General features: G+C 35.1%; 19 protein-coding genes. 4 read left to right on the top strand and 15 right to left on the bottom strand.

What is annotated here, in order from left to right; all coding sequences use genetic code 11:
• Nucleotides 1-43: 43 nt before the first annotated feature.
• From PMI10_RS07215 to PMI10_RS07165, 12 genes are all read right to left on the bottom strand, one after another.
• On the bottom strand, nt 44-883 hold the full coding sequence (locus PMI10_RS07215; RefSeq protein ID WP_157489740.1) for an MBL fold metallo-hydrolase: 840 nt from the start codon (nt 881-883) through the stop codon (nt 44-46).
• 91 nt (nt 884-974) lie between these two features.
• A complete protein-coding gene (locus PMI10_RS07210) occupies nt 975-1442 on the bottom strand; it encodes a dioxygenase family protein (RefSeq protein ID WP_007806162.1) in 468 nt (155 codons plus the stop codon).
• A 14-nt stretch (nt 1443-1456) separates the two neighbouring features.
• Nucleotides 1457-1687, bottom strand: coding sequence for a hypothetical protein (locus PMI10_RS22310; RefSeq protein WP_007806160.1), 231 nt, complete (start codon nt 1685-1687; stop codon nt 1457-1459).
• Between the two features lie 56 nt (nt 1688-1743).
• A complete protein-coding gene (locus tag PMI10_RS07205; RefSeq protein ID WP_007806158.1) occupies nt 1744-2214 on the bottom strand; it encodes a nuclear transport factor 2 family protein in 471 nt (156 codons plus the stop codon).
• Between the two features lie 61 nt (nt 2215-2275).
• Nucleotides 2276-2905: a DsbA family protein gene (locus PMI10_RS07200; RefSeq protein WP_238539453.1), complete on the bottom strand. Its 630-nt coding sequence runs from the start codon at nt 2903-2905 to the stop codon at nt 2276-2278.
• Between the two features lie 156 nt (nt 2906-3061).
• Entirely contained in the window at nt 3062-3643 is a 582-nt protein-coding gene (locus PMI10_RS07195) for a Crp/Fnr family transcriptional regulator (protein WP_007806154.1), read from the bottom strand.
• Nucleotides 3644-3841: 198 nt separating this feature from the next.
• Entirely contained in the window at nt 3842-4441 is a 600-nt protein-coding gene (locus tag PMI10_RS07190; protein ID WP_007806152.1) for a hypothetical protein, read from the bottom strand.
• Between the two features lie 114 nt (nt 4442-4555).
• On the bottom strand, nt 4556-6097 hold the full coding sequence (locus PMI10_RS07185; RefSeq protein ID WP_007806150.1) for a hypothetical protein: 1542 nt from the start codon (nt 6095-6097) through the stop codon (nt 4556-4558).
• Nucleotides 6098-6532: 435 nt separating this feature from the next.
• Nucleotides 6533-7270, bottom strand: coding sequence for a hypothetical protein (locus tag PMI10_RS07180; protein ID WP_007806148.1), 738 nt, complete (start codon nt 7268-7270; stop codon nt 6533-6535).
• Between the two features lie 239 nt (nt 7271-7509).
• Entirely contained in the window at nt 7510-7962 is a 453-nt protein-coding gene (locus PMI10_RS07175; RefSeq protein ID WP_007806146.1) for a DoxX family protein, read from the bottom strand.
• 123 nt (nt 7963-8085) lie between these two features.
• A complete protein-coding gene (locus PMI10_RS07170) occupies nt 8086-9378 on the bottom strand; it encodes a PQQ-dependent sugar dehydrogenase (RefSeq protein ID WP_007806145.1) in 1293 nt (430 codons plus the stop codon).
• Nucleotides 9379-9395: 17 nt separating this feature from the next.
• Entirely contained in the window at nt 9396-11087 is a 1692-nt protein-coding gene (locus PMI10_RS07165; protein ID WP_007806143.1) for a GH39 family glycosyl hydrolase, read from the bottom strand.
• A gap of 208 nt (nt 11088-11295) precedes the next feature.
• Between PMI10_RS07165 and PMI10_RS07160 the strand changes: the two genes are divergently transcribed.
• A complete protein-coding gene (locus PMI10_RS07160; protein WP_202948181.1) occupies nt 11296-11871 on the top strand; it encodes a helix-turn-helix domain-containing protein in 576 nt (191 codons plus the stop codon).
• A gap of 27 nt (nt 11872-11898) precedes the next feature.
• Here PMI10_RS07160 and PMI10_RS07155 read toward each other — a convergent pair whose 3' ends face one another.
• Together PMI10_RS07155 and PMI10_RS07150 are read right to left on the bottom strand one after the other, a co-directional pair.
• The gene (locus PMI10_RS07155; RefSeq protein ID WP_007806139.1) at nt 11899-13473 is read right to left on the bottom strand and encodes a Na+/H+ antiporter; all 1575 of its coding nucleotides are present in this window, start codon (nt 13471-13473) and stop codon (nt 11899-11901) included.
• Nucleotides 13474-13511: 38 nt separating this feature from the next.
• A complete protein-coding gene (locus PMI10_RS07150) occupies nt 13512-14408 on the bottom strand; it encodes a helix-turn-helix domain-containing protein (RefSeq protein ID WP_007806137.1) in 897 nt (298 codons plus the stop codon).
• 163 nt (nt 14409-14571) lie between these two features.
• On the opposite strand from PMI10_RS07150, the gene PMI10_RS07145 reads away from it, so the two are divergent.
• The 3 genes from PMI10_RS07145 to PMI10_RS07135 are packed head-to-tail and all read left to right on the top strand — an operon-like array spanning nt 14572 to nt 16989.
• Nucleotides 14572-15423 (top strand): aldo/keto reductase, encoded by an 852-nt coding sequence (locus PMI10_RS07145; protein ID WP_007806135.1) that lies wholly within the window; start codon nt 14572-14574, stop codon nt 15421-15423.
• A 32-nt stretch (nt 15424-15455) separates the two neighbouring features.
• On the top strand, nt 15456-16604 hold the full coding sequence (locus tag PMI10_RS07140; protein ID WP_007806133.1) for an aldo/keto reductase: 1149 nt from the start codon (nt 15456-15458) through the stop codon (nt 16602-16604).
• A 7-nt stretch (nt 16605-16611) separates the two neighbouring features.
• Nucleotides 16612-16989: a nuclear transport factor 2 family protein gene (locus PMI10_RS07135; protein WP_007806131.1), complete on the top strand. Its 378-nt coding sequence runs from the start codon at nt 16612-16614 to the stop codon at nt 16987-16989.
• A 69-nt stretch (nt 16990-17058) separates the two neighbouring features.
• On the opposite strand, the gene PMI10_RS07130 is transcribed toward PMI10_RS07135, so the two are convergent.
• On the bottom strand, nt 17059-18525 hold the full coding sequence (locus PMI10_RS07130) for a WG repeat-containing protein (protein ID WP_007806129.1): 1467 nt from the start codon (nt 18523-18525) through the stop codon (nt 17059-17061).
• Between the last annotated feature and the right edge of the window lie 170 nt (nt 18526-18695).

Below are 18695 nucleotides of genomic sequence, written 5' to 3'. Positions count from 1 at the left end.
CCTGACAATACCAAAAGTATCGTCAGGCTGTAGAGGATTGATTTTACCATTTCATTTCTCCGGTGTTTACTTTTGCACCAATCTGCAATGCTGTTTCAAAAGTAAGTGCCGGGTATTTTGTTTTCAAAGCTGTAATTAAAGCTTCTGATGTTTTATTTGATTTCAAAGCTTCTTCGTAAAATTGAATGTAGCTTTTGGTATGATTTACGGCAGCTATATCGAATGGAGAATTTGAATTGGCGTGTGCAGGAATTACAATTTCAGGTTTCAAGGCAGTAATTTTGTCTAAAACTGAAATCCAGCTTTTACGGGCATCTGCAGTTTGTGCATCTGCCATCCAAAGATGAAAAGTTGTTCCAAAAATATTGATTCCGCCAACAACTGCTTTGATAGAAGGAATCCAGACAAAAGTTTTATTCGGGAATTCTTCCAAACCAATGATTTCTAATTTCTGGCCTTCCAATTCAATACTATTTCCTCTTAAAACCTGAGGTAAAATTACGTTTGACGTAATGCTCTTGCCCAATCTTTCTCCCCAAACTTCTAATTTCTTTTGAGCTGTAGCTTTAATATGCTCTACTGTTGCAGGAGAAGCATAAGCTGTAACTTCCGGGAAATATTTTTTGAATACTTCCAGTCCGAAGTAAAAATCAGGATCACCGTGAGAAACAAAAATAGCAGTAAGTTTTTTGCCGCTTGCTTTAATTTCCTGTGCTACTTTTTCGGCATCTGCCAAAGTAAATTGTGCGTCAATCAAAACTGCATCTGTTTTTCCCGATACAATTACTGATGCTACACCAAAACTGTTTTCTGATGCGTTATAAACCTGAAGTTTCAAATTTTTAGTTTCGATGGTTTTGAAACTTTGTGCTTGTGTTTCCATATTAAATAATGTTAAGATTGTTAAAAGTATTATTGAGATGTTGTATTTATTCATGACTTTTTATTTTGTTTTATATTAATGAGTCTTCGATTTATCCTACGGTAATTTTTTTCAAAAGTGTATACCCGTCAACAGTATTTCCTGTAACACTATCTGACATGTTTCTGCTTAAGCTATCTGAAAAGATACTGTCTTGTGTATTAGACCTGTCCGGCGCACCATTGTAGCCATTAGTTGCATAAACCTCAGAATAGACCGAAACAGGAAAAGCAATTTGTGTTACTAAAAGTGAAGTGCCGCTCGTTGTGAGAACCTCAACATGAATATGGGGCGCCCTGCCCGGATACCATCCCGGAAAAATACTAATGAAAGATACCTGCCCATTAGCATTTGTAGTTTGTCTCCCGCGAAGAAAGTTCTGATTACTATAATTGGTAGTTTGTAATTGATTGCCGCCGTACTGAGAATAATTACCATCTTTATCACATTGCCAAACATCTACTAATACTCCTTCAAGAGGCGTGCAGCCATTGCTTTGGTCTTGTATGGTCAGGGTCATTAAAAGCGGGATGCCTATTCTGTCGCCAATAATACTGGCCTGACATATTGTGCAGGAGTAAGGATAGGAAAAGGTCCCACGGTTTCTGTTGGGGAAATCGCACAATCATTTGAGTTATTGCTGCCACTATTTGCAGGAGTCGTAACAGCGTCATTGTCTTTTGAGCATGAGCTGATTGCAGTAGGTAAAGCTACAATTGCCCCTAAGCCTAAGAAACTATTTTTTAGAAATTTTTTTCTGTCCATTACTTTATTTTTAGAAATAATTTATAAAGGTTTTCGATTTCTTAGATTACCATTATCTAAAACATCGGATGTGGATTTGCAGATGTCTCAGGAGCAGCCTGAATAACATCCCAATGCTCTGCAATTTTGTTATTTTCTACTCTAAAAATTTCTGCAATGGCTTGATACTTTCCATCTGGAGTAGGGATTTTTACGTGAAGGATAACCAGGTTTCCTTCAGCAACTGATTGGTGTACATCTACCTTTGTTTTTGGACCGCCAGCAATCCACTGTGTTGCTATTTTCTTTAATGCTTCTCTGCCATCAGCAATCTGTGGGTTGTGCTGTATATAATTTGGAACAATGTACTCATCAATAGCAGAAATATCTTTGTCCCCAAATAATTTTTGGTAGAATTTAAGAACTAATTCCTTATTGCTTTCTTCTTGTTGTAAGTTTCTGGTTGAAGAATTGGTATCTTTTGAACAGCTCACTGAAAAAATGGAAAGGCTGATAACAACACAAAGTGTCACAATAATTTTTTTCATTTTACTTTATTTTTAAATTATAATACAAATATATAGGTACCTAATACCTAAGACCATTAAACTAGTTTAATAAATACAGTAAATCAATTTGTTTAGTGATAGTTTCAAAAGAGGCATAACCTTGTTCTAAAATGTAAATTTTACGCTCTTTTTCTGCCAAAAGTGTAGGATATGAACTGGCGTATTGTTGTGCCAAAACAAAGGTTTCCTGTGTTTCTTTTTTGATGGTTTCAGAATGAAATGTTTTTAGAAAATCGACTTTATCCAATCCCAAAGTATCACAAATACTAAGATAAGTTTCATCACTATTCAAGTCTTTTCCATACCAATATCTCGCTTTTTGCACTTCAATAGCGAAAGGAATGGATTGTGATACCCATAATTTCTTTACACTGACAATGGCTCTTGATGGTACTTCGCTGTCCAAAATAATATTTTCATTTTCGATAAACTCAAAATAGGCTTTACCAAATTCAGTTCCTGTGGTTTGCTGTACCTGTGGGTCGTGTTTTTTGATGAATTGTGCCATTTGTTTCGACTGTTTACGGGCATTTGTACCAATCCACATTCCGGCAGGCAAAATTTCAAAATCAATCAGATTTTTGTATTTTTCGTATAGTTTTTGTGTATTGGTGCTGTTTCCATAACACCAGCCACAAAGCGGATCCATTACATAAATTAGTTTACTCATTATTTACTGTTTTTGTATTCATGACCGCCCTTAAGGTGAACGGATGAAATGATCTTCGATTTATTTAGTGATTGATTACTAGTGTAATACTATACAAAGATGATATCAAAAGAGATACAAAAACATTAAAGTAGTTTAAAAAATAAAAAGGAAGCCTTATTTTTTCAGGGCAATTTTCTTTCGGATGTTACTCAAAAAAACATTGGTGATTCCCAGATAAGCCGCTATTTGAATGTTTGAAAGACGCTGAATAAGCTGTGGATATTTTTCTGTAAACTCAACATAACGTGATTCCGCAGTTTTGCTTAAATTGTCTATCATTCTGCGTTGAAGTGCGACGTGGGTTTTTTGGGTCATTACCCGAAATAGTTTTTCTATTTTAGGCAGGTTTGAATAAGCAAATTCTTTATCACTTTTAGAAATGATAAGCACTTCACTGTCTTCCAGGGCTTCTATAAAAAGTTGTGATGGCGTCTCACTGGTAAAACTATCAATATCAGTAATCCACCAATTTTCAACAGCAAAATAAAGTATTTGCTCGAAACCATTTTGATCAATATGATATACCCGAAAGAGTCCTTTGACAACAAAGCCTTCAAATTTGCAAACTTCTCCTTCCCGCAGCAAAAAACTTTTTTTCTTAATTGTTTCGTGCTCGAATAAATTACAAAATGCTTCTGTTTCATTTTCAGAAAGAGAAATATGTGCTGCAATATTTTTTTTAAGAAGTTCTGTCATATTTTTTCATTAAAGAACATAAATATAATGAATTTTAATCATGGGAAAACAAGGTGTAAGTTTATAAAATTGTAACTTAACAAAAGACTAAGAAAAGTTTAGGTTTGATTGCATCAATTCATAACTAAAGCAAAAAGAGGCGTTAAAACCTCTTTTTGCTTTTTTATACTTGTATTTTTAAAGGATTGCCTTATTTTATTATTCCTTGTATAATATAATTGTCGCCTTATAGCCAGTGCCAACATTCCATTGGCTTGCTTCTATAACAGTTCCATTAGCGTCATAAACCTGGAATTCGGCAGTATTAGGCGATGCAAAACCCTCGTTCAGAGCTTCAAAATCAATTTTATTAATACCTTTTATTAAATTTATTTTGAATCCCTGAAATTCTCCATCCAAACTAACTTCCGGTTTAATTACCTTATCATTTAAATATACTTTTATTTTATCGCCATCTATAAAAGCTGCATCACGATAGCGAATTGTAGAAACAAATGTTTTCGTTCTAAAGCCTCCTAAATATTGATTCCTTCTATAATAAATTCCCTCAGTATTGGACTCTCTTTTATACAGATTAGTATCCTTAAAAAGCCCTTCAGGATTTATAATCAAAGAATCCTGCTTTTTAACATCAGCTGGAGGATCAGTTTTAGGAGTAATTTCTTTTGGAGGAATCATCTCGTCAATTTTCTGATCTTTAGTTGGAATCGATCTATATTCTTTTTTGTTTAATTCCTGCTGAGCATAGCCTTGTATATAAACACCAACTATAATCATTAAAAACAATATACTTTTCATAACTCTTAATCAATAATTAAAACACATAACATTTCTTTATATAACATTTAGTTATAGATGTTTATTGCATTTGAAAAGAATTATTTTATTTAAGTAAATCTGTTTCAGGAACTTTTAATTCTCACAGAAAGCACCTATTTGCTGCAAATGTCTCTCTGTTTGGTACTTATTAAAGTTATCCCATTTTGGAGGAAAACTTGTTTTTTGCCCATACATCGAATCTAAACAAATATTGTTGTCTTTGTATTTATCATGCAAGACAGCGAGAATTTTAAAGAAAAATTCGTCCAGCATTACGATGGCTTCAAATTCGGATTTTAGTGTAATATAATTATCTTCTGACGGATTTAATAATTGCAGTAAATCCAAAACTTCATTCTTTTCAGCTTCATTGATTTCAGCTAAATAACCCATTTTTAAAGTTTTAAAAACTAAATTATTCCAGGCCGCACTGTCATGTCCCCATTGAACATCGGGAAGGTTTAAAGAATGCTCACAAATTAGAATAATAGAAAAAAGAACATCATTTAAGTACTCTGCCGGAAACTCGTCAAAGCTTCTGAATTCAAAACCGCTTTGGTACATTTTTTCCTGATTAAAATCCAGACCCACTTCCGAAAGCATTTCATATTCCATGTCTGCTTCAATCTGGTCTCGCCACCAAATATTTTCGTCTTTTTCAAATTTTAGCAGTTTTCTAAAATCATCTACGTTATAGGTTAGAATTTTACCTTTTGGCATTGCTTTGTTATAAGTTCCTACACCTATGTAACGTGACATAGCATTTCTCATAGAACCCAAAGTAAATTTTTTGTCCAGACTGTATTTATCACTTATCACGCCCATAATGTCAGGACTTCCAAGAGTTGCTATAAAAAAAGGTTCAAACCATTGCAGTAAATAAATGGCGTTGGCGTGTGTTTTTTCAAAATCATTGTAATCTACAATCCTGCTGTCTTCCGTTAATGATGGCAAAGTAATATGAAAATGGTACGTTCCGTTATTAAACAAAACGAGGTTTTCCTGATTGGTCATGAACATATTTAGCCCATTGTTGTAATCCGGAAAGTTTAATTTTCCATTTAGCACGGAAGATTCATTGATTTTATCGAGGAATAACTTTTTAGTAGCTTTTAGCTCTTTGCAGGAATCGGCTATCGTTCGGTTTTCAAAATATTTGGTTACAAATTCAATAGAATCACCATCAAAATGTACAGAACCCATTGTTTTGTTTCTTTGGGTAATCATACTTTGAATATTGTAAGGCTGATCCTCAAGGAAAATTTCCATGATTGATTTTCCAAGGTATTCTGGATTTTCAAGTGGTTCTGCGATCACTTCACCATTTTCGGTATCAACTAATGGTTTTATTGGTGATAATGTTTTGTGCTGATAGTTAACATCCAGTTTTTCAAGCGAATGACTGTTCATCATTCGGCTCACTTTATAGTTTTCATTCAAACCAAAAGCTTTTTTCAAAATAGGAGCAAGGCTTTCTGGCTTATAGCATTTTCTATAGTCAATACTGTATTTTTCAAAACCAATTTTTTCTTGTATAAATTCACCAGAAACTATTAGGGATTCTTCAAATTGCATGTAGGTTTCGTTTTCTAATCCAATTCCCCAATAATATTTTTTTATCTGATTGTCTTTCATTTATACTAATTTTCTTTTTTATGGTTAATTAATTATTTAAAGTCTTTATTTTTTATTCGGAAACACGAATCTAATCTGTTAAAGATCAGAGCCAAAAAACTTTTAACGGATTAAGCATAATTGTTACATCATCCATTAAAAAGTTTTATTTTACTTTTAAAATTATAGGAAATTATATTTATTCTCAGAAATTTTATACTTTGTATCGACTGAAATATGGTGAAAAGTAAATTTTATATGGGTTATAAAACTATTGTCACTAATCACTTTTATATCAATAATTTAAGCAGATGAACAGTCAAATTACAATTTCTGCTATTCTTGTTTTTTCTAAGTTGCAAAAATAGTACTTTATTGTGTCATTTCCAAGTAGTTAACACACTGATAATCAACAAATGTTTTTAAATGTCTGGACAATAAAGATTAATTGCTTTTTTATTCATGGTAATAAAAGACATAAGAGGAATATAAGTCATCATTCCACCAATCTTTTCTAACTTCCGAAAAGTAATTATAATTCAATTTTCCCGCTTGTGATTGCAGTGGATATACAACTACGCCATTCTCCCGATACGCTTTATGCAAATCTGTTTCGGGAACAACAGGAACAATATGTCCTGAGAGCCCTTTGATTTTTCTTTTGGCACAAATTATTCCAATACCGCCATTGGCATTTACCTTATTTTGAATTTCATCAACAGTATGCATTCTTTCCCAGCCAAAACTAGCTCCCCATTCTAAAAACCAATCGTGTATGGCACTGGAGTAAATACGATCAACAGTTTGCTCAAAAACAGCTTCTACTTCCTGTCCTTGTACTATTTTTTCCAGAGCTTCATCCGTCCACCAAACCGTTGGGAGATACACTTTACAGAAATAACAATAATCATAAGAATACACATTACAGTAAGTATCTTCTACAGTTTTTTGATACCTGACATTGGCAGCAACATCCAGTTTATTAATGAGTCGGCCAATACTTTCTTTTTTACTGGCAGTATCCGTCAAATCCCTAAACGGAATAGTAGGGTCCCCGATAGGTTTTTCCTTCATTTCCATAGAATCTAAGCGGGATTCGGAATTAGGTAATAAATCGGCTTTCTTTATTTTGCTATTTGGTACCGGATTATCACCCTGAGCTAACGATGCTGCTGATACAGTATGTTTTTCCATCTTGACTACTTAAAAATTAATTGGCATAACGCTATAGGAATGACTATTCGCACAACGTAATTTTGTCAACCAGGGCGTAAATGTAAGGATTTTAAATTTTCCGAAGAATTCCGGAAAAAGACAAATTATAAAATATTACGATTAATTTAGTTCAAAAAAATGTTCCTATTTTAATGAGTAATCATTATCATCCGAGTCCGTTCGGCTTCGCTCAGCCTGACAGGTTTTATTTTATCCATTCAGTACTTAACAGCTGAAAAATATACCCATAATATAAATAAAATCTGCAACGGTATTCTAAACCACAAATAGGGCAGGCCGTTTCCATCAGAATTCTCTTTTTGATAATCGATATGATGAACGGCAGCATAAATATTAGCAGGAACAATAAGGATGAAAAATACAATTAGCAGCCAGCCTGTCAAAATTCTGATATCTGGAAAAAAGAGTCCCAGAGCCCCAATGATCTCAATAATACCAGTCAGGTAAACAATCTGTATTTTGTATGGAATAAAAGAAGGCAACATCATGGCCATACCTTTATTAAAAACAAAATGCGCTGTGGCGGTAAAAAGCAGCATAACTGACATTGCAATTCTCCCTGACAAAGCAAATTCATAATTGCCATATAGTGTTTTTGTGGTCAGAAGACAAAAAGCAAAAATGCTCAGAAGTACAATTAATGGTTTCATGTTTTTTTACAAAGTTCTTAGATTACAGCGGATTAAACAAGAACTCAGGTTAAAAAATACATTTTCTGATTCCCCTGAGCCCCTGTTCGTAATAGCAATATTAAGAAACTATAAATTAATCTTTTATTGTGCTTTTATCTGAAAGATTGTTTTAGCAGAATCATCAGAAACAAGTATCGAACCGTCTGGTAATACCGCTACATCTACCGGACGGCCATGAACCAGGCTTTTTGAAGCATCGACAATAAAACCGGTTAAAAAATCTTCAGGAGGTCCCGAAGGTTTACCTTTTCTAAAAGGAATAAATACCACTTTATAGCCAGATAATTCAGCTCGATTCCATGATCCATGCTGGCCAACAAACATGCCATTGCGATATTTTTTAGGAAACGTCTTCTTATTGTAAAATGTCAGACCTAATGATGCGGTATGTGGCCCTAGTGCGATATCAGGTACTATGGCTTTTGCAACAAGATCCGGGCGTTCCCCTTTGTGTCTCGGATCTTCATGCTGACCAAAGTAGGAATACGGCCATCCATAAAATCCACCATCTTTAACACTGGTAACATAATCAGGTACAAGTTCGTCTCCTAAATCATCACGTTCGTTCACGGCTGTCCATAATGTTTTGGTTCCCGGAACCCAGTCTATTCCATTGGGATTACGAAGTCCGCTTGCATAAATACGCTCACCGCTGCCGTCAGGGTTAATTTCAAGTATATTGGCACGTTTAAATTCTGTTTCAATTCCCTGTTCAGCCACATTACTTGCCGAGCCAACCGTGATGTAAATTTTGGTTCTTTCGGGATTCGTAATTATATTTCTTGTCCAGTGGTTATTGTAACCTCCGGCAGGAAGATCGAGTATTTTTTGCCCGGTGCCGGAATTAATAGTGTCTTTTTCCTGATAGGGGAATCTTAGAAGCTCATCTGTATTGGCAACATAGAAAAAACCGTCCAATACCAGCATCCCGAAAGGTTGATTTAAATTGTTCAGATAGGAATATTTACTTTCATAAACACCATCTTTATTTTTATCCCTAAAAAGCGTAATTCGGTTAGCACTGCCAAAATTCTGGGATTTGGATTTAAAAAACTCATCCTTCTCGTCTTCTCTTTTTTTCTTTGGGATTCTCGTACCTGCCTCAGCTACAAATACATCACCATTTGGAGCAACATAAAGCCAACGGGGATTTTCGAGTTCACCTGCAAATTTGCTTACTGTAAATCCTTTAGGGGCAATTGGCAATTCACCCTCTTTCCAGCCAACTACTTTACAGAAATTTTGAACTGATTTTGTAGCATATGGCTCTGGTAATGTTACGTTTTCTTTGTTTTGCGCCTGCAAACTGCCTGCGGTACTCAATAGGGCAAGGGAGAATTTCAGGGATTTAGAAATGTATTTATTTACTATCATTAGATTTTTATTGTTGATTACCAGGTAATTTTTGCCAACGCAACTGCCTGTCTTGTTAATTTTAAATTTAGAGTAATCTGACCTGATTTTATTTTGGTTTTTTCGGTTGATACACATTTTAATTGTCCGGCACTTTCAAGAGTTTTGATTTGTAGTTCCGTAGGATTTTGTGGTGAACCCATTTTTTTCCATACCTCATAAGAATTACTGTTCGTATCATCGATAAGATATATGCTGAGGATTGCTTTTTTTGCAGGAACATTATCAATTGTAACTATGACGTTCTCAGCTAATCCTTGTATATTATCATCATGGTAGTTCCAAACCATTACTGCAGCAGATTTTTTATCTTTTGTTGCTAATGTCCCAATATCAGAAAGTTCGCCACGCACACTTGATTTTAGGACTTCTTCCAGTGGGTACATTCGGTTACTTTCTGCCGAAACCCTTTTGCCTGTCATCATTCCGAACATCCTGAAAACATTCAGTACCGGTTTATCAACGCCATTAGTGGATAAATCTCTATAGCCATAGAACCAAGGCTGATTTTCAAATTCAAACGACCATGAAACTGCACCAAGAAAGTTGGCCTTTGTCTGGTCTGCCAATAAATATTTGCGGGCAAAAGAAGCGGCAGTATAGCTGGAATATAAGGTGCCGTTACGATACGCATTTTCAGGATTGGTTGCCATACCACATGCGGCACATCCTTCAGGATCAGACTCTCCGATAATTACTGGAAGGTTTTTAGTTTCCGGATAGGAGGTCGTTATTTGAAATCCGGTTTTTATATCATTTAGTTGCGGTTCCATGTTCATTCGAACCATTCCATCTACTGTTTTTGGTGATCCTTTCGCATGAAAGAGTATTGCTTCAAGAGGAGAACCTTGCCTGCCATTTGCATAATTGGTACCTGATATGCAGTGTTTAATAAAATCATTGACCCAATCCTGGGCGTTTTTGCTTCTGGTACCTGCGATGTTAGGTCCGCCAATTTTTGCTGTGGGAAGGGCGCTTTTAAGTCCATCGGCAGCATAATCATATAATTTAAAAAACTCTTCACGGCTTCCTTTCCAATAATCTCCGTTAGGTTCGTTCCATACTTCCCAATACCAGCTTTCTACTTCTTTTTTTCCATAACGTTCTACTGAATGCTTTACCCATTCATAAACCAAATTTCGCCACTTGTTATAATCTTTTGGAGGATAAGCCCATCCAGTAATGATATCTGAATAACGATCTCCGGGTTTCCAGTGATGTCTATAAGGAACAGGATGGGAAGATAATGCCTCGGGCATAAAACCTATTTGCGCCAGTGGTTTCATGCCACGTGATACATAGGTATCGAAAATACTGTCGACAATTCTCCAGTTATAAACCGGATTGCCATTAGCATCTTCTGTATAAGCATTGGTGGATCCCCATTTGAGTGCCGCCGTACCGTCGCCTGAAACCAGCAGACTATGTGTACGCACATAAACCGGTACCGGACTGAGCGCAGCAATTTCCGTTAGTAATTTTTTGCCATCTTTCATGTAGGTATAATTTGGTTCATCATATCCAAACCATGCCCAGACTGGCTTCATAGGTGCAATTTCTTTTTTTAAGTCTACTGTAATTGCTGTTTTTTTTTGAGTATCCTGCCCCTGAACACAAAAAAAGCTCAGGCAAACAAAAGGAAGAAGATAATGTTGTAATCGCTGACGCATATCGAAATTATTTGTTGGTTTGTATATTATGTTTACTTTTGTTCAACAAAGTTGAATAAAAAAATGATATATTATTCTATTTGATGTGTGTTTTTTTATTTTTATATAGAGTTATTTTGTTAAGGATATTATTTATGGAAAATTATCTTTGCAAAAAGCTGGCTAAAAAGTATACCAAATTAAGATTTAAACAATTGAAATCACTATTGTGGGAAATAAAGAAAATAATTTAAAAACAAATATGGCAAACAGCCTTGGTGTTGGTGAACGTATTAGAATACTTCGTAGTGTACAGAACCGTACATTGCAGGAGGTGGCGGACAAATGCGGTCTTTCAAAAAGCATGATTTCCAAAATTGAGAACGATAAAACAATCCCCTCTGTAGCTACATTAGTTAAAATAGCCCAAACCCTGGGTACTAATATTTCGCAGTTGCTCGAGCAGGACAGCTGGGATAGGGCAGTGGTAACGACATTAGAAGAAGCAGAAAAGAAACTTGTAAAGACGGAGAAAGGATATCATATTTTTCCTTATGCATCAGTTTACCACGAAAAAAAAATGCAGCCTTTTTTATTTGTAGCAAGAAAAGGAGAAGTGATACCACATGAAGTTTCTCATGAGGGGGAAGAATTTGTTTTTGTAGTTTCAGGCAGTATGAAAATGCAGGTAGGCGATACCGAATATGTCCTTAAAACAGGTGACAGTCTCTACTTTAATGCTCTTCAAAAACATGGAATTATCCCAATCTCTGAGGAAGTTACTTATCTTGATATTTTTGTTTAATAGTCTTTTCCGATTATCTTAATAATTCTAAAGATATCGCAATTTCTCTTCTTCAATATCTAAATAATGCATTTGTCTTCTAATGATTGATTCGTCCAAAGATTTATCTTCTTTGTTTTTGTTTCGTAACCATTGCCTTTGCTGGTTTAATAAATCGAGATAAATTACTTTAAGATCCTTTCCAACAGATTCATTGTCGATTCCTTTGCTATGCTGTTCCCATTTTTGAATAAGATGCTGCAATGAAGCATTTGTTTCTATATGATCGTTATAATTTGTTTTTAAATAATTTAAAGCATGTTCTGCTAATTCTTGTCGTAAGATATTATTAACTTCATCATTAGGTAAAGTATCATCAAAATCATCAAGTTTAATCTTTCTGATGAAATACGGTAATGTTAATCCCTGAATTAATAAAGTCAAAAGAATAACAATAAAAGTAATAAACAAAATGAGGTTACGCTGTGGAAAACCATTACCATTATTCAGATAAACGGGTATGGATAATGCAGCAGCCAATGAAACAACACCTCTCATTCCGGTCCAGCCAAGTATAAAAGGGGTTTTGTAGCCGGGGTTTTCGCTGTAAGCAACCGTTATAAAATTACGGGCAATTAGTGTAACAATTACTGCACCATATGCTGACAGTATTCTGCTCACTATTAAAACAGCAGTTATCACCATACCATAACCAATTGCTGTGGTCATACTTACTTCTTCCAGTCCATTGGTAATTTGAGGTAAATCTAATCCGATCAGCATAAAAACCAATCCGTTTAAGATAAAACAAAAACTTTCCCAAACATTTATTCCCTGTAAACGCGATGTGCTGGTAAGGAAACGGTGTCTGTTATTAGATAAAAGCAATCCGCCGCTTACTACTGCCAATACACCGGAACTATGCACTTCTTCTGCTGCCAGGTAAATAATATAAGGGGTAAGCAATGACAAAACAATGTCTATATTAGCATCAGTAGGTAAATATTTATGAGCTTTCATAAAAATCCATCCTATTAATAAACCAATTCCAACACCACCAAAAATCATCCAGCTAAAACTCACTGCTGCTTTGTAAAATATAAATTGCTCAGTTGCAACGGCAATCATTGCAAATCTGAAAATAATTAATGAAGATGCATCATTCAATAAACTTTCTCCTTCCAATATAGATGAAAGTGTTTTGGGTACTTTAACAAATTTTAAAATGGCACCGGCACTTACTGCATCCGGCGGAGAAACAATTCCGCCCAATAAAAATCCTAATGCTAATGAAAAACCGGGAATAATATAATTGGCAACTAATGCTACCGAAAGTGCTGAGAGAAAAACTACCACAAAAGCAAAACTTGTAATAATGCGTCTCCAACGCCACATTTCTTTCCATGAAACTGTCCACGCAGCTTCATATAATAAGGGAGGCAGAAATATAAAGAATATCAGTTCAGGTTCGATGGTTATAATTGGTACACCGGGAATAAAACTTATCGCTAACCCTGCCAGTACAAGCAATACAGGGTAAGCCACTTTTATTTTGTTGGCCAGCATAATCAGCAATAAAATAACGATTAATATACCTACGTAAAAAGGAAAGTTCTCTAGCATTCGTTTAGTTTATAAGGATTTTTTTTAATTACAAATTCTTAGTTTAAGCTTCTGTATTCAATAGGTGTATAACCGGTATTTTTTTTAAACATTCGATTAAAATGCTGAGGATATTTAAAACCCAGGTCAAATGCTATCTGACTAACAGATTTTCCGGTATCAAAAATTCGCTCTTTGGCTAAATTTATTAATTTCAACTGAATGTGTTCCTGAGCAGATTTACCGGTCTCTTTTTTGATTAAGTCACCAAAATAATTAGGAGAAAGATGCAAACGCTCTGCAAAATACCCAACAGAAGGAAGGCCTGAATCCTGTGGAGCTTCAGACAGGAAATAATCATTTAACAAGTTTTCAAATTTTGATAAGATATCAGTATTAATACTCTCACGGGTTATAAATTGCCTGTCATAAAACCGGACGCAATAATTTAACAGCAATTCAATATTGTTGGTTATGATACTTTTACTGTGTTTATCTATCGACTGATTTAATTCGTACTCAATTTTACTAAATAAATCTTTTATAATCTGCTGTTCTTTTAACGACAAATGCAATGCTTCATGGAAATCATATGAAAAGAAAGAATATTGACTCATTTTTTTCGCTAACGCAGTTCCTTTTATAATGTCAGGATGAAAAAGGAGTCCCAAACCCATAGGTTTATAACCATCTTCATTTTTAACTTCAATTACCTGTCCGGGAGCAACAAAAACCATAGTTCCGTCATCATAATCATAATTGTTGCGTCCGTATTTCAATTCGCCACAAACTCCGGCTTTTAAAAAAACAGCATAAAAACCAAAATGCATACGACAGTGATTTGGTAATGCTTTTGTTTTAGAATTATCGAAAACACTAATTAAAGGATGCTGGGTTTCAATTTCTTTAAGTTTATTGTATTGAGCGATTCTTTCAAGTTTTATAATCTGTTCCATGTCATTGTCCTTTTAATTTGCTATACAAATATACTGTTCAGATGATTAATAAAGTTAACCTAACGGTCTAAATCAGTAAAAATGGTAATCATATCAGTAATCTGTATACTATAAAATCGTGTAATTGAAGGAATTTTGTATTATCAAATTTAAAAAATATTAAATGAAAAATGTATTATTGAATAATGGTCTTGAAATGCCAATATTAGGGTTTGGTGTTTTTCAAATCACAGATCCGTTAGAATGTGAAAAAAGCGTAATTGATGCTATAAACACGGGGTATCGTTCCCTTGATACCGCAGCTTCCTATTTGAATGAAGTTTCGGTGGGCAATGCTATTAAAAAAAGTGGAATAGCCAGGGAAGAATTATTTATTACGACTAAACTATGGGTTCAGGACGCTGGTTATGAAAATACTAAAAAGGCATTTCAAAAATCGCTGGACAGACTGCAATTAGATTATCTGGATTTATATCTGATTCATCAGCCTTATGGTGATGTTCACGGTTCATGGCGGGCAATGGAAGAATTGTATTCTGAAGGAAAGATTAAGGCCATAGGTGTTGCCAATTTTCATCCTGACAGATTAATCGATTTAATTCTGAATAACAAAGTTGTCCCTGCAATTAACCAAATTGAGACACATCCTTTTCATCAGCAAATTGAGACACAAAAATTCCTTCAGGACAATAATGTACAGATTGAATCCTGGGGTCCGTTTGCAGAAGGAAAAAATGATATTTTCAAAAATGAATTGTTAAGTTCCATAGGTAAAAAATATAATAAAAGTATTGCTCAGGTTATTCTTCGCTGGCTCACTCAACGCGGTGTAATCGTTATCCCGAAATCGGTTAAAAAAGAAAGAATGGCAGAGAACTTTGATATTTTCGATTTCAGCCTTTCTGATCAGGATATGGAAACAATTGCAACACTGGATACAAATAAAAGCTTGTTTTTTGACCACCGTGATCCAGAAATGGTTAAATGGCTTATTAACAGAAAGCTGGATATATAATTAAAATTTTTATCTAACAAAATAGTATTGTTATGAATCGTAGAATCCTATTAAAAACAGCCGGGCTTGCAATGGCAGGAAGTGCATTATTGCCTTTCTCTTCTTTTGCCCAAACAACAAATTCAGAACGAAAACCTTTCGGAAAAGATAATTCCCAGCAACCTTTTTCGGGAAGAAGAAAACTTGGTAAATCTCTTGAAGTTTCCAGTATAGGTCTTGGTGTTCAGAACATGAGCCGAACCTATCAGACAACGATTCCTTCACGACCTGAAATGCATAATATCATCAGGAGTGCTTTCGACAAGGACGTCACTTTTTTCGACGCAGCCGAAGCTTACGGTCCTCATGAAGTCGAGCGGATTCTTGGTGAAGGTATTGCCTCTTTTCGGGACAAAGTAGTAGTCTCATCAAAGTTCGGCTGGAATATCGATCTGGAAACAGGCAAACGTTTACCAGGTCTCAACAGCCGTCCTGAACATATTAAAAAAGTAGTGGAAGGAATGCTGCAACGCCTCCGTACTGACCGCATAGATTTATTGTATCAGCATCGTGTCGATCCCAATGTTCCTATTGAAGATGTTGTTGGAACTATAAAAGATTTGATTAAAGATGGCAAAGTATTGCATTACGGACTTTCGGAACCCGGTGTACAAACTGTAAGACGAGCGCACGCAATTCATCCCATAACCGCTATTCAGAATGAATATTCATTGTTATGGCGCGGTCCGGAAAAAGAAATTATTCCGCTTTGCGAGGAACTGGGCATCGGTTTTGTTTCGTGGAGTCCTTTGGGCGTTGGTTTCCTAACCGGAGCTATCGATGCAAATACAAGATTCGCTCCCGGAGACATTCGCGGTATAGAATCCCGATTTTCTCCTGATAATTTGCCCCAGAACCTTAAACTCGTAGATTTGATAAAAAGCTGGAGCATAAAGAAAAATGTAAGCCCTGCGCAAATATCGTTAGCGTGGCTACTGGCACAAAAACCATGGATTGTACCCATCCCGGGAACGACACAAATGGCACATATGCTGGAAAATACTGGATCAAATAATGTTGTATTTGCGGTTGAAGAATTACAGCAATTCAATAAAGAATTGGATACCATACAAATTTCAGGAGAAAGATTACCTGCAGCTGTATTAGCTTTCTCAGGTGTAGAAGCACCCATAAAAAAGTAATAGTGTTATGGAAACTGATAACGATAAATTGCAGGTTCTTGAAGTAACCCGACAACTGACACTGCTGTTGATGATTTATAAGAATGTTGTAGAAATGAATAAGATTTTAGATCCATCTTTCACGCTCACTCACATCACAGGATATGTACAGTCAAAAGAGGAATGGTTTTCCGATATTGAAAGTGAACGAATGAAATATTATTCCTGTACAGAAATAAAAGCTTCAGTAAAAATTGATGGAGACAAAGCCATATTTGTAGGTCAGAATCTTTTGGATGCCCAAATCTGGGGTACACGAAATAATTGGCGCTTGCAACAAACAATGCATCTTGAAAAACGAAACGGGAAGTGGATAATCCTTAAATCTGTAGCAACAACATTTTAAAACCTGATTAAAAAAGTTATTGAATTTCAATACTATTTAGTCTGGATGGTCTTCTATTTATTATATAATTTAAGGCCTGACTGTTGGAACAAAATCTGATATTTCGTTATATTTTGGTTCAATAATCACATTGTCTTTTAAATCCAAAAGACCCAGTTTTATATTACGGGATTCTTCGTAATTACTGCTCAAATATTGAAAACGTATCAGACCAAATTGGTATGATACGAATTTTCTGTTTTTGCTTTTGCTCAAATCAATTGATATTTTTTTGTCGACACCAATAAAAGCTATCGGCTCATCATTTGTATTTGTGATGACAGATAACCCATTACCCAAGGTAGCAAGTCCATTATCCCCAAAAGACTGTATCTTTTTTCCCTGACTATTTATTAGTAATGTTTCGTATTTGTTTTTAATGCTTGCCAAAAGATGTTGGTTGTCTATAAGAATTAATTGCCTCCAATTAAAGCCAAGTATAAATTCCCCTTTGGTATTAATCAGGGCATGATCCAGCTCTCCGTCATCCTTATCGTCAAATCTTGCTATTACTGCTTTACCATAGTTAAAACTCTCCGCTGTGGCAAAAACAGGCTTTACAATTTCTTTTCCTTTGCTATCGATATAGCCAAAATTTGGAGTATACTCATTATAAATTTTATCGCGTTTGTAAACCATAACTCTGGCCAGGCCATCGCTAAAGTCTAAAATTTCGAAATAGATTGGGGGTGCCACAATTTGCCCCTTCATATTTATAAGTCCATATAAAGAGTTTTCACTGTCAGCTAATAAGAAACTTGCCAGGCCATTCAAAAAAACAATATCGATACAATATTTGGCATCCGTAACCATTTCACCCTTTAAATTAATGAGCCTGCCAATAGATGTTCTGTTATTGTTTTTGGAAGGATGGTTCTCGTACACTAATGCATATCCGTTTTCAAAAGCTTTAGCGCCAATATATTGAAGTTTAATCACTTCTTCGCCTTTTAAATTGATGTAGCCATAAGATCCATTTTTTGCAACTGCGGCAAGCCCCTGAGAAAAATATCCAATCTCATCATAAACCGGCTGAACAACTATTTTTCCCTGAGTATTTATAAAGCCCCATTTTCCATCGATTTCTACACCCGCCATTCCTTCATTAAAGAAAGTTGTATTTGTAAATTGTGCAGGAATTACCAATGTCCCTGAACTGTTACAATAGCCCCATTTGCCTTTTTCTTCTTTTATTTTTATAGGAACAATCTTTTCATTATCAGATTCAACAGAATTTTCTGCCTGTATTACATCAGGTTCGGCAACCTCTATGGAAGGGGGGTCAATTTTAGGGGTATATTTTCCAATATTTACAGGAACGAGGTTGTTGCCCCATATTCCGGCATCGTCATAAATAAGTGGAATTACTTCATGTCCCGAGGCGTCAATAAATCCATATTTGCCATCCAGATTTACCTGAGCCAAATATTTTTTCTCTTTTTGTGCAAAAGCAACGGAATAAAATCCAATTAAAAAAAGTAGTATTGAATATTTCATATAAAAAAGTATTTCTGAAAAATTATTACCAAATTTAGGCTTGTATTCTGAATAAGAAAGGTGCCATATTTTCGATATCTACAATAAATATATAAAAAAATTACTACATTATTCAGCAAGAAACAAAATCTAATATTTTTATATAAAGAGGTTTTTTGATATGAAAAGTC

This window comes from Flavobacterium sp. CF136 (assembly GCF_000282055.1).
Classification (GTDB): Bacteria; Bacteroidota; Bacteroidia; order Flavobacteriales; family Flavobacteriaceae; genus Flavobacterium.
Note: the sequence above shows the minus strand (reverse complement) of the source record. Positions and strands in the feature narration are given on the sequence as shown.

What these genes read in the sequence shown, in the direction of transcription:
- PMI10_RS07215 (WP_157489740.1), bottom strand. Translation starts at nt 883, where the DNA reads ATGGAAACACAAGCACAAAGTTTCAAAACCATCGAAACTAAAAATTTG.
- PMI10_RS07210 (WP_007806162.1), bottom strand. Translation starts at nt 1,442, where the DNA reads ATGACCCTGACCATACAAGACCAAAGCAATGGCTGCACGCCTCTTGAA.
- PMI10_RS22310 (WP_007806160.1), bottom strand. Translation starts at nt 1,687, where the DNA reads ATGGACAGAAAAAAATTTCTAAAAAATAGTTTCTTAGGCTTAGGGGCA.
- PMI10_RS07205 (WP_007806158.1), bottom strand. Translation starts at nt 2,214, where the DNA reads ATGAAAAAAATTATTGTGACACTTTGTGTTGTTATCAGCCTTTCCATT.
- PMI10_RS07200 (WP_238539453.1), bottom strand. Translation starts at nt 2,905, where the DNA reads ATGAGTAAACTAATTTATGTAATGGATCCGCTTTGTGGCTGGTGTTAT.
- PMI10_RS07195 (WP_007806154.1), bottom strand. Translation starts at nt 3,643, where the DNA reads ATGACAGAACTTCTTAAAAAAAATATTGCAGCACATATTTCTCTTTCT.
- PMI10_RS07190 (WP_007806152.1), bottom strand. Translation starts at nt 4,441, where the DNA reads ATGAAAAGTATATTGTTTTTAATGATTATAGTTGGTGTTTATATACAA.
- PMI10_RS07185 (WP_007806150.1), bottom strand. Translation starts at nt 6,097, where the DNA reads ATGAAAGACAATCAGATAAAAAAATATTATTGGGGAATTGGATTAGAA.
- PMI10_RS07180 (WP_007806148.1), bottom strand. Translation starts at nt 7,270, where the DNA reads ATGGAAAAACATACTGTATCAGCAGCATCGTTAGCTCAGGGTGATAAT.
- PMI10_RS07175 (WP_007806146.1), bottom strand. Translation starts at nt 7,962, where the DNA reads ATGAAACCATTAATTGTACTTCTGAGCATTTTTGCTTTTTGTCTTCTG.
- PMI10_RS07170 (WP_007806145.1), bottom strand. Translation starts at nt 9,378, where the DNA reads ATGATAGTAAATAAATACATTTCTAAATCCCTGAAATTCTCCCTTGCC.
- PMI10_RS07165 (WP_007806143.1), bottom strand. Translation starts at nt 11,087, where the DNA reads ATGCGTCAGCGATTACAACATTATCTTCTTCCTTTTGTTTGCCTGAGC.
- PMI10_RS07155 (WP_007806139.1), bottom strand. Translation starts at nt 13,473, where the DNA reads ATGCTAGAGAACTTTCCTTTTTACGTAGGTATATTAATCGTTATTTTA.
- PMI10_RS07150 (WP_007806137.1), bottom strand. Translation starts at nt 14,408, where the DNA reads ATGGAACAGATTATAAAACTTGAAAGAATCGCTCAATACAATAAACTT.
- PMI10_RS07145 (WP_007806135.1), top strand. Translation starts at nt 14,572, where the DNA reads ATGAAAAATGTATTATTGAATAATGGTCTTGAAATGCCAATATTAGGG.
- PMI10_RS07140 (WP_007806133.1), top strand. Translation starts at nt 15,456, where the DNA reads ATGAATCGTAGAATCCTATTAAAAACAGCCGGGCTTGCAATGGCAGGA.
- PMI10_RS07135 (WP_007806131.1), top strand. Translation starts at nt 16,612, where the DNA reads ATGGAAACTGATAACGATAAATTGCAGGTTCTTGAAGTAACCCGACAA.
- PMI10_RS07130 (WP_007806129.1), bottom strand. Translation starts at nt 18,525, where the DNA reads ATGAAATATTCAATACTACTTTTTTTAATTGGATTTTATTCCGTTGCT.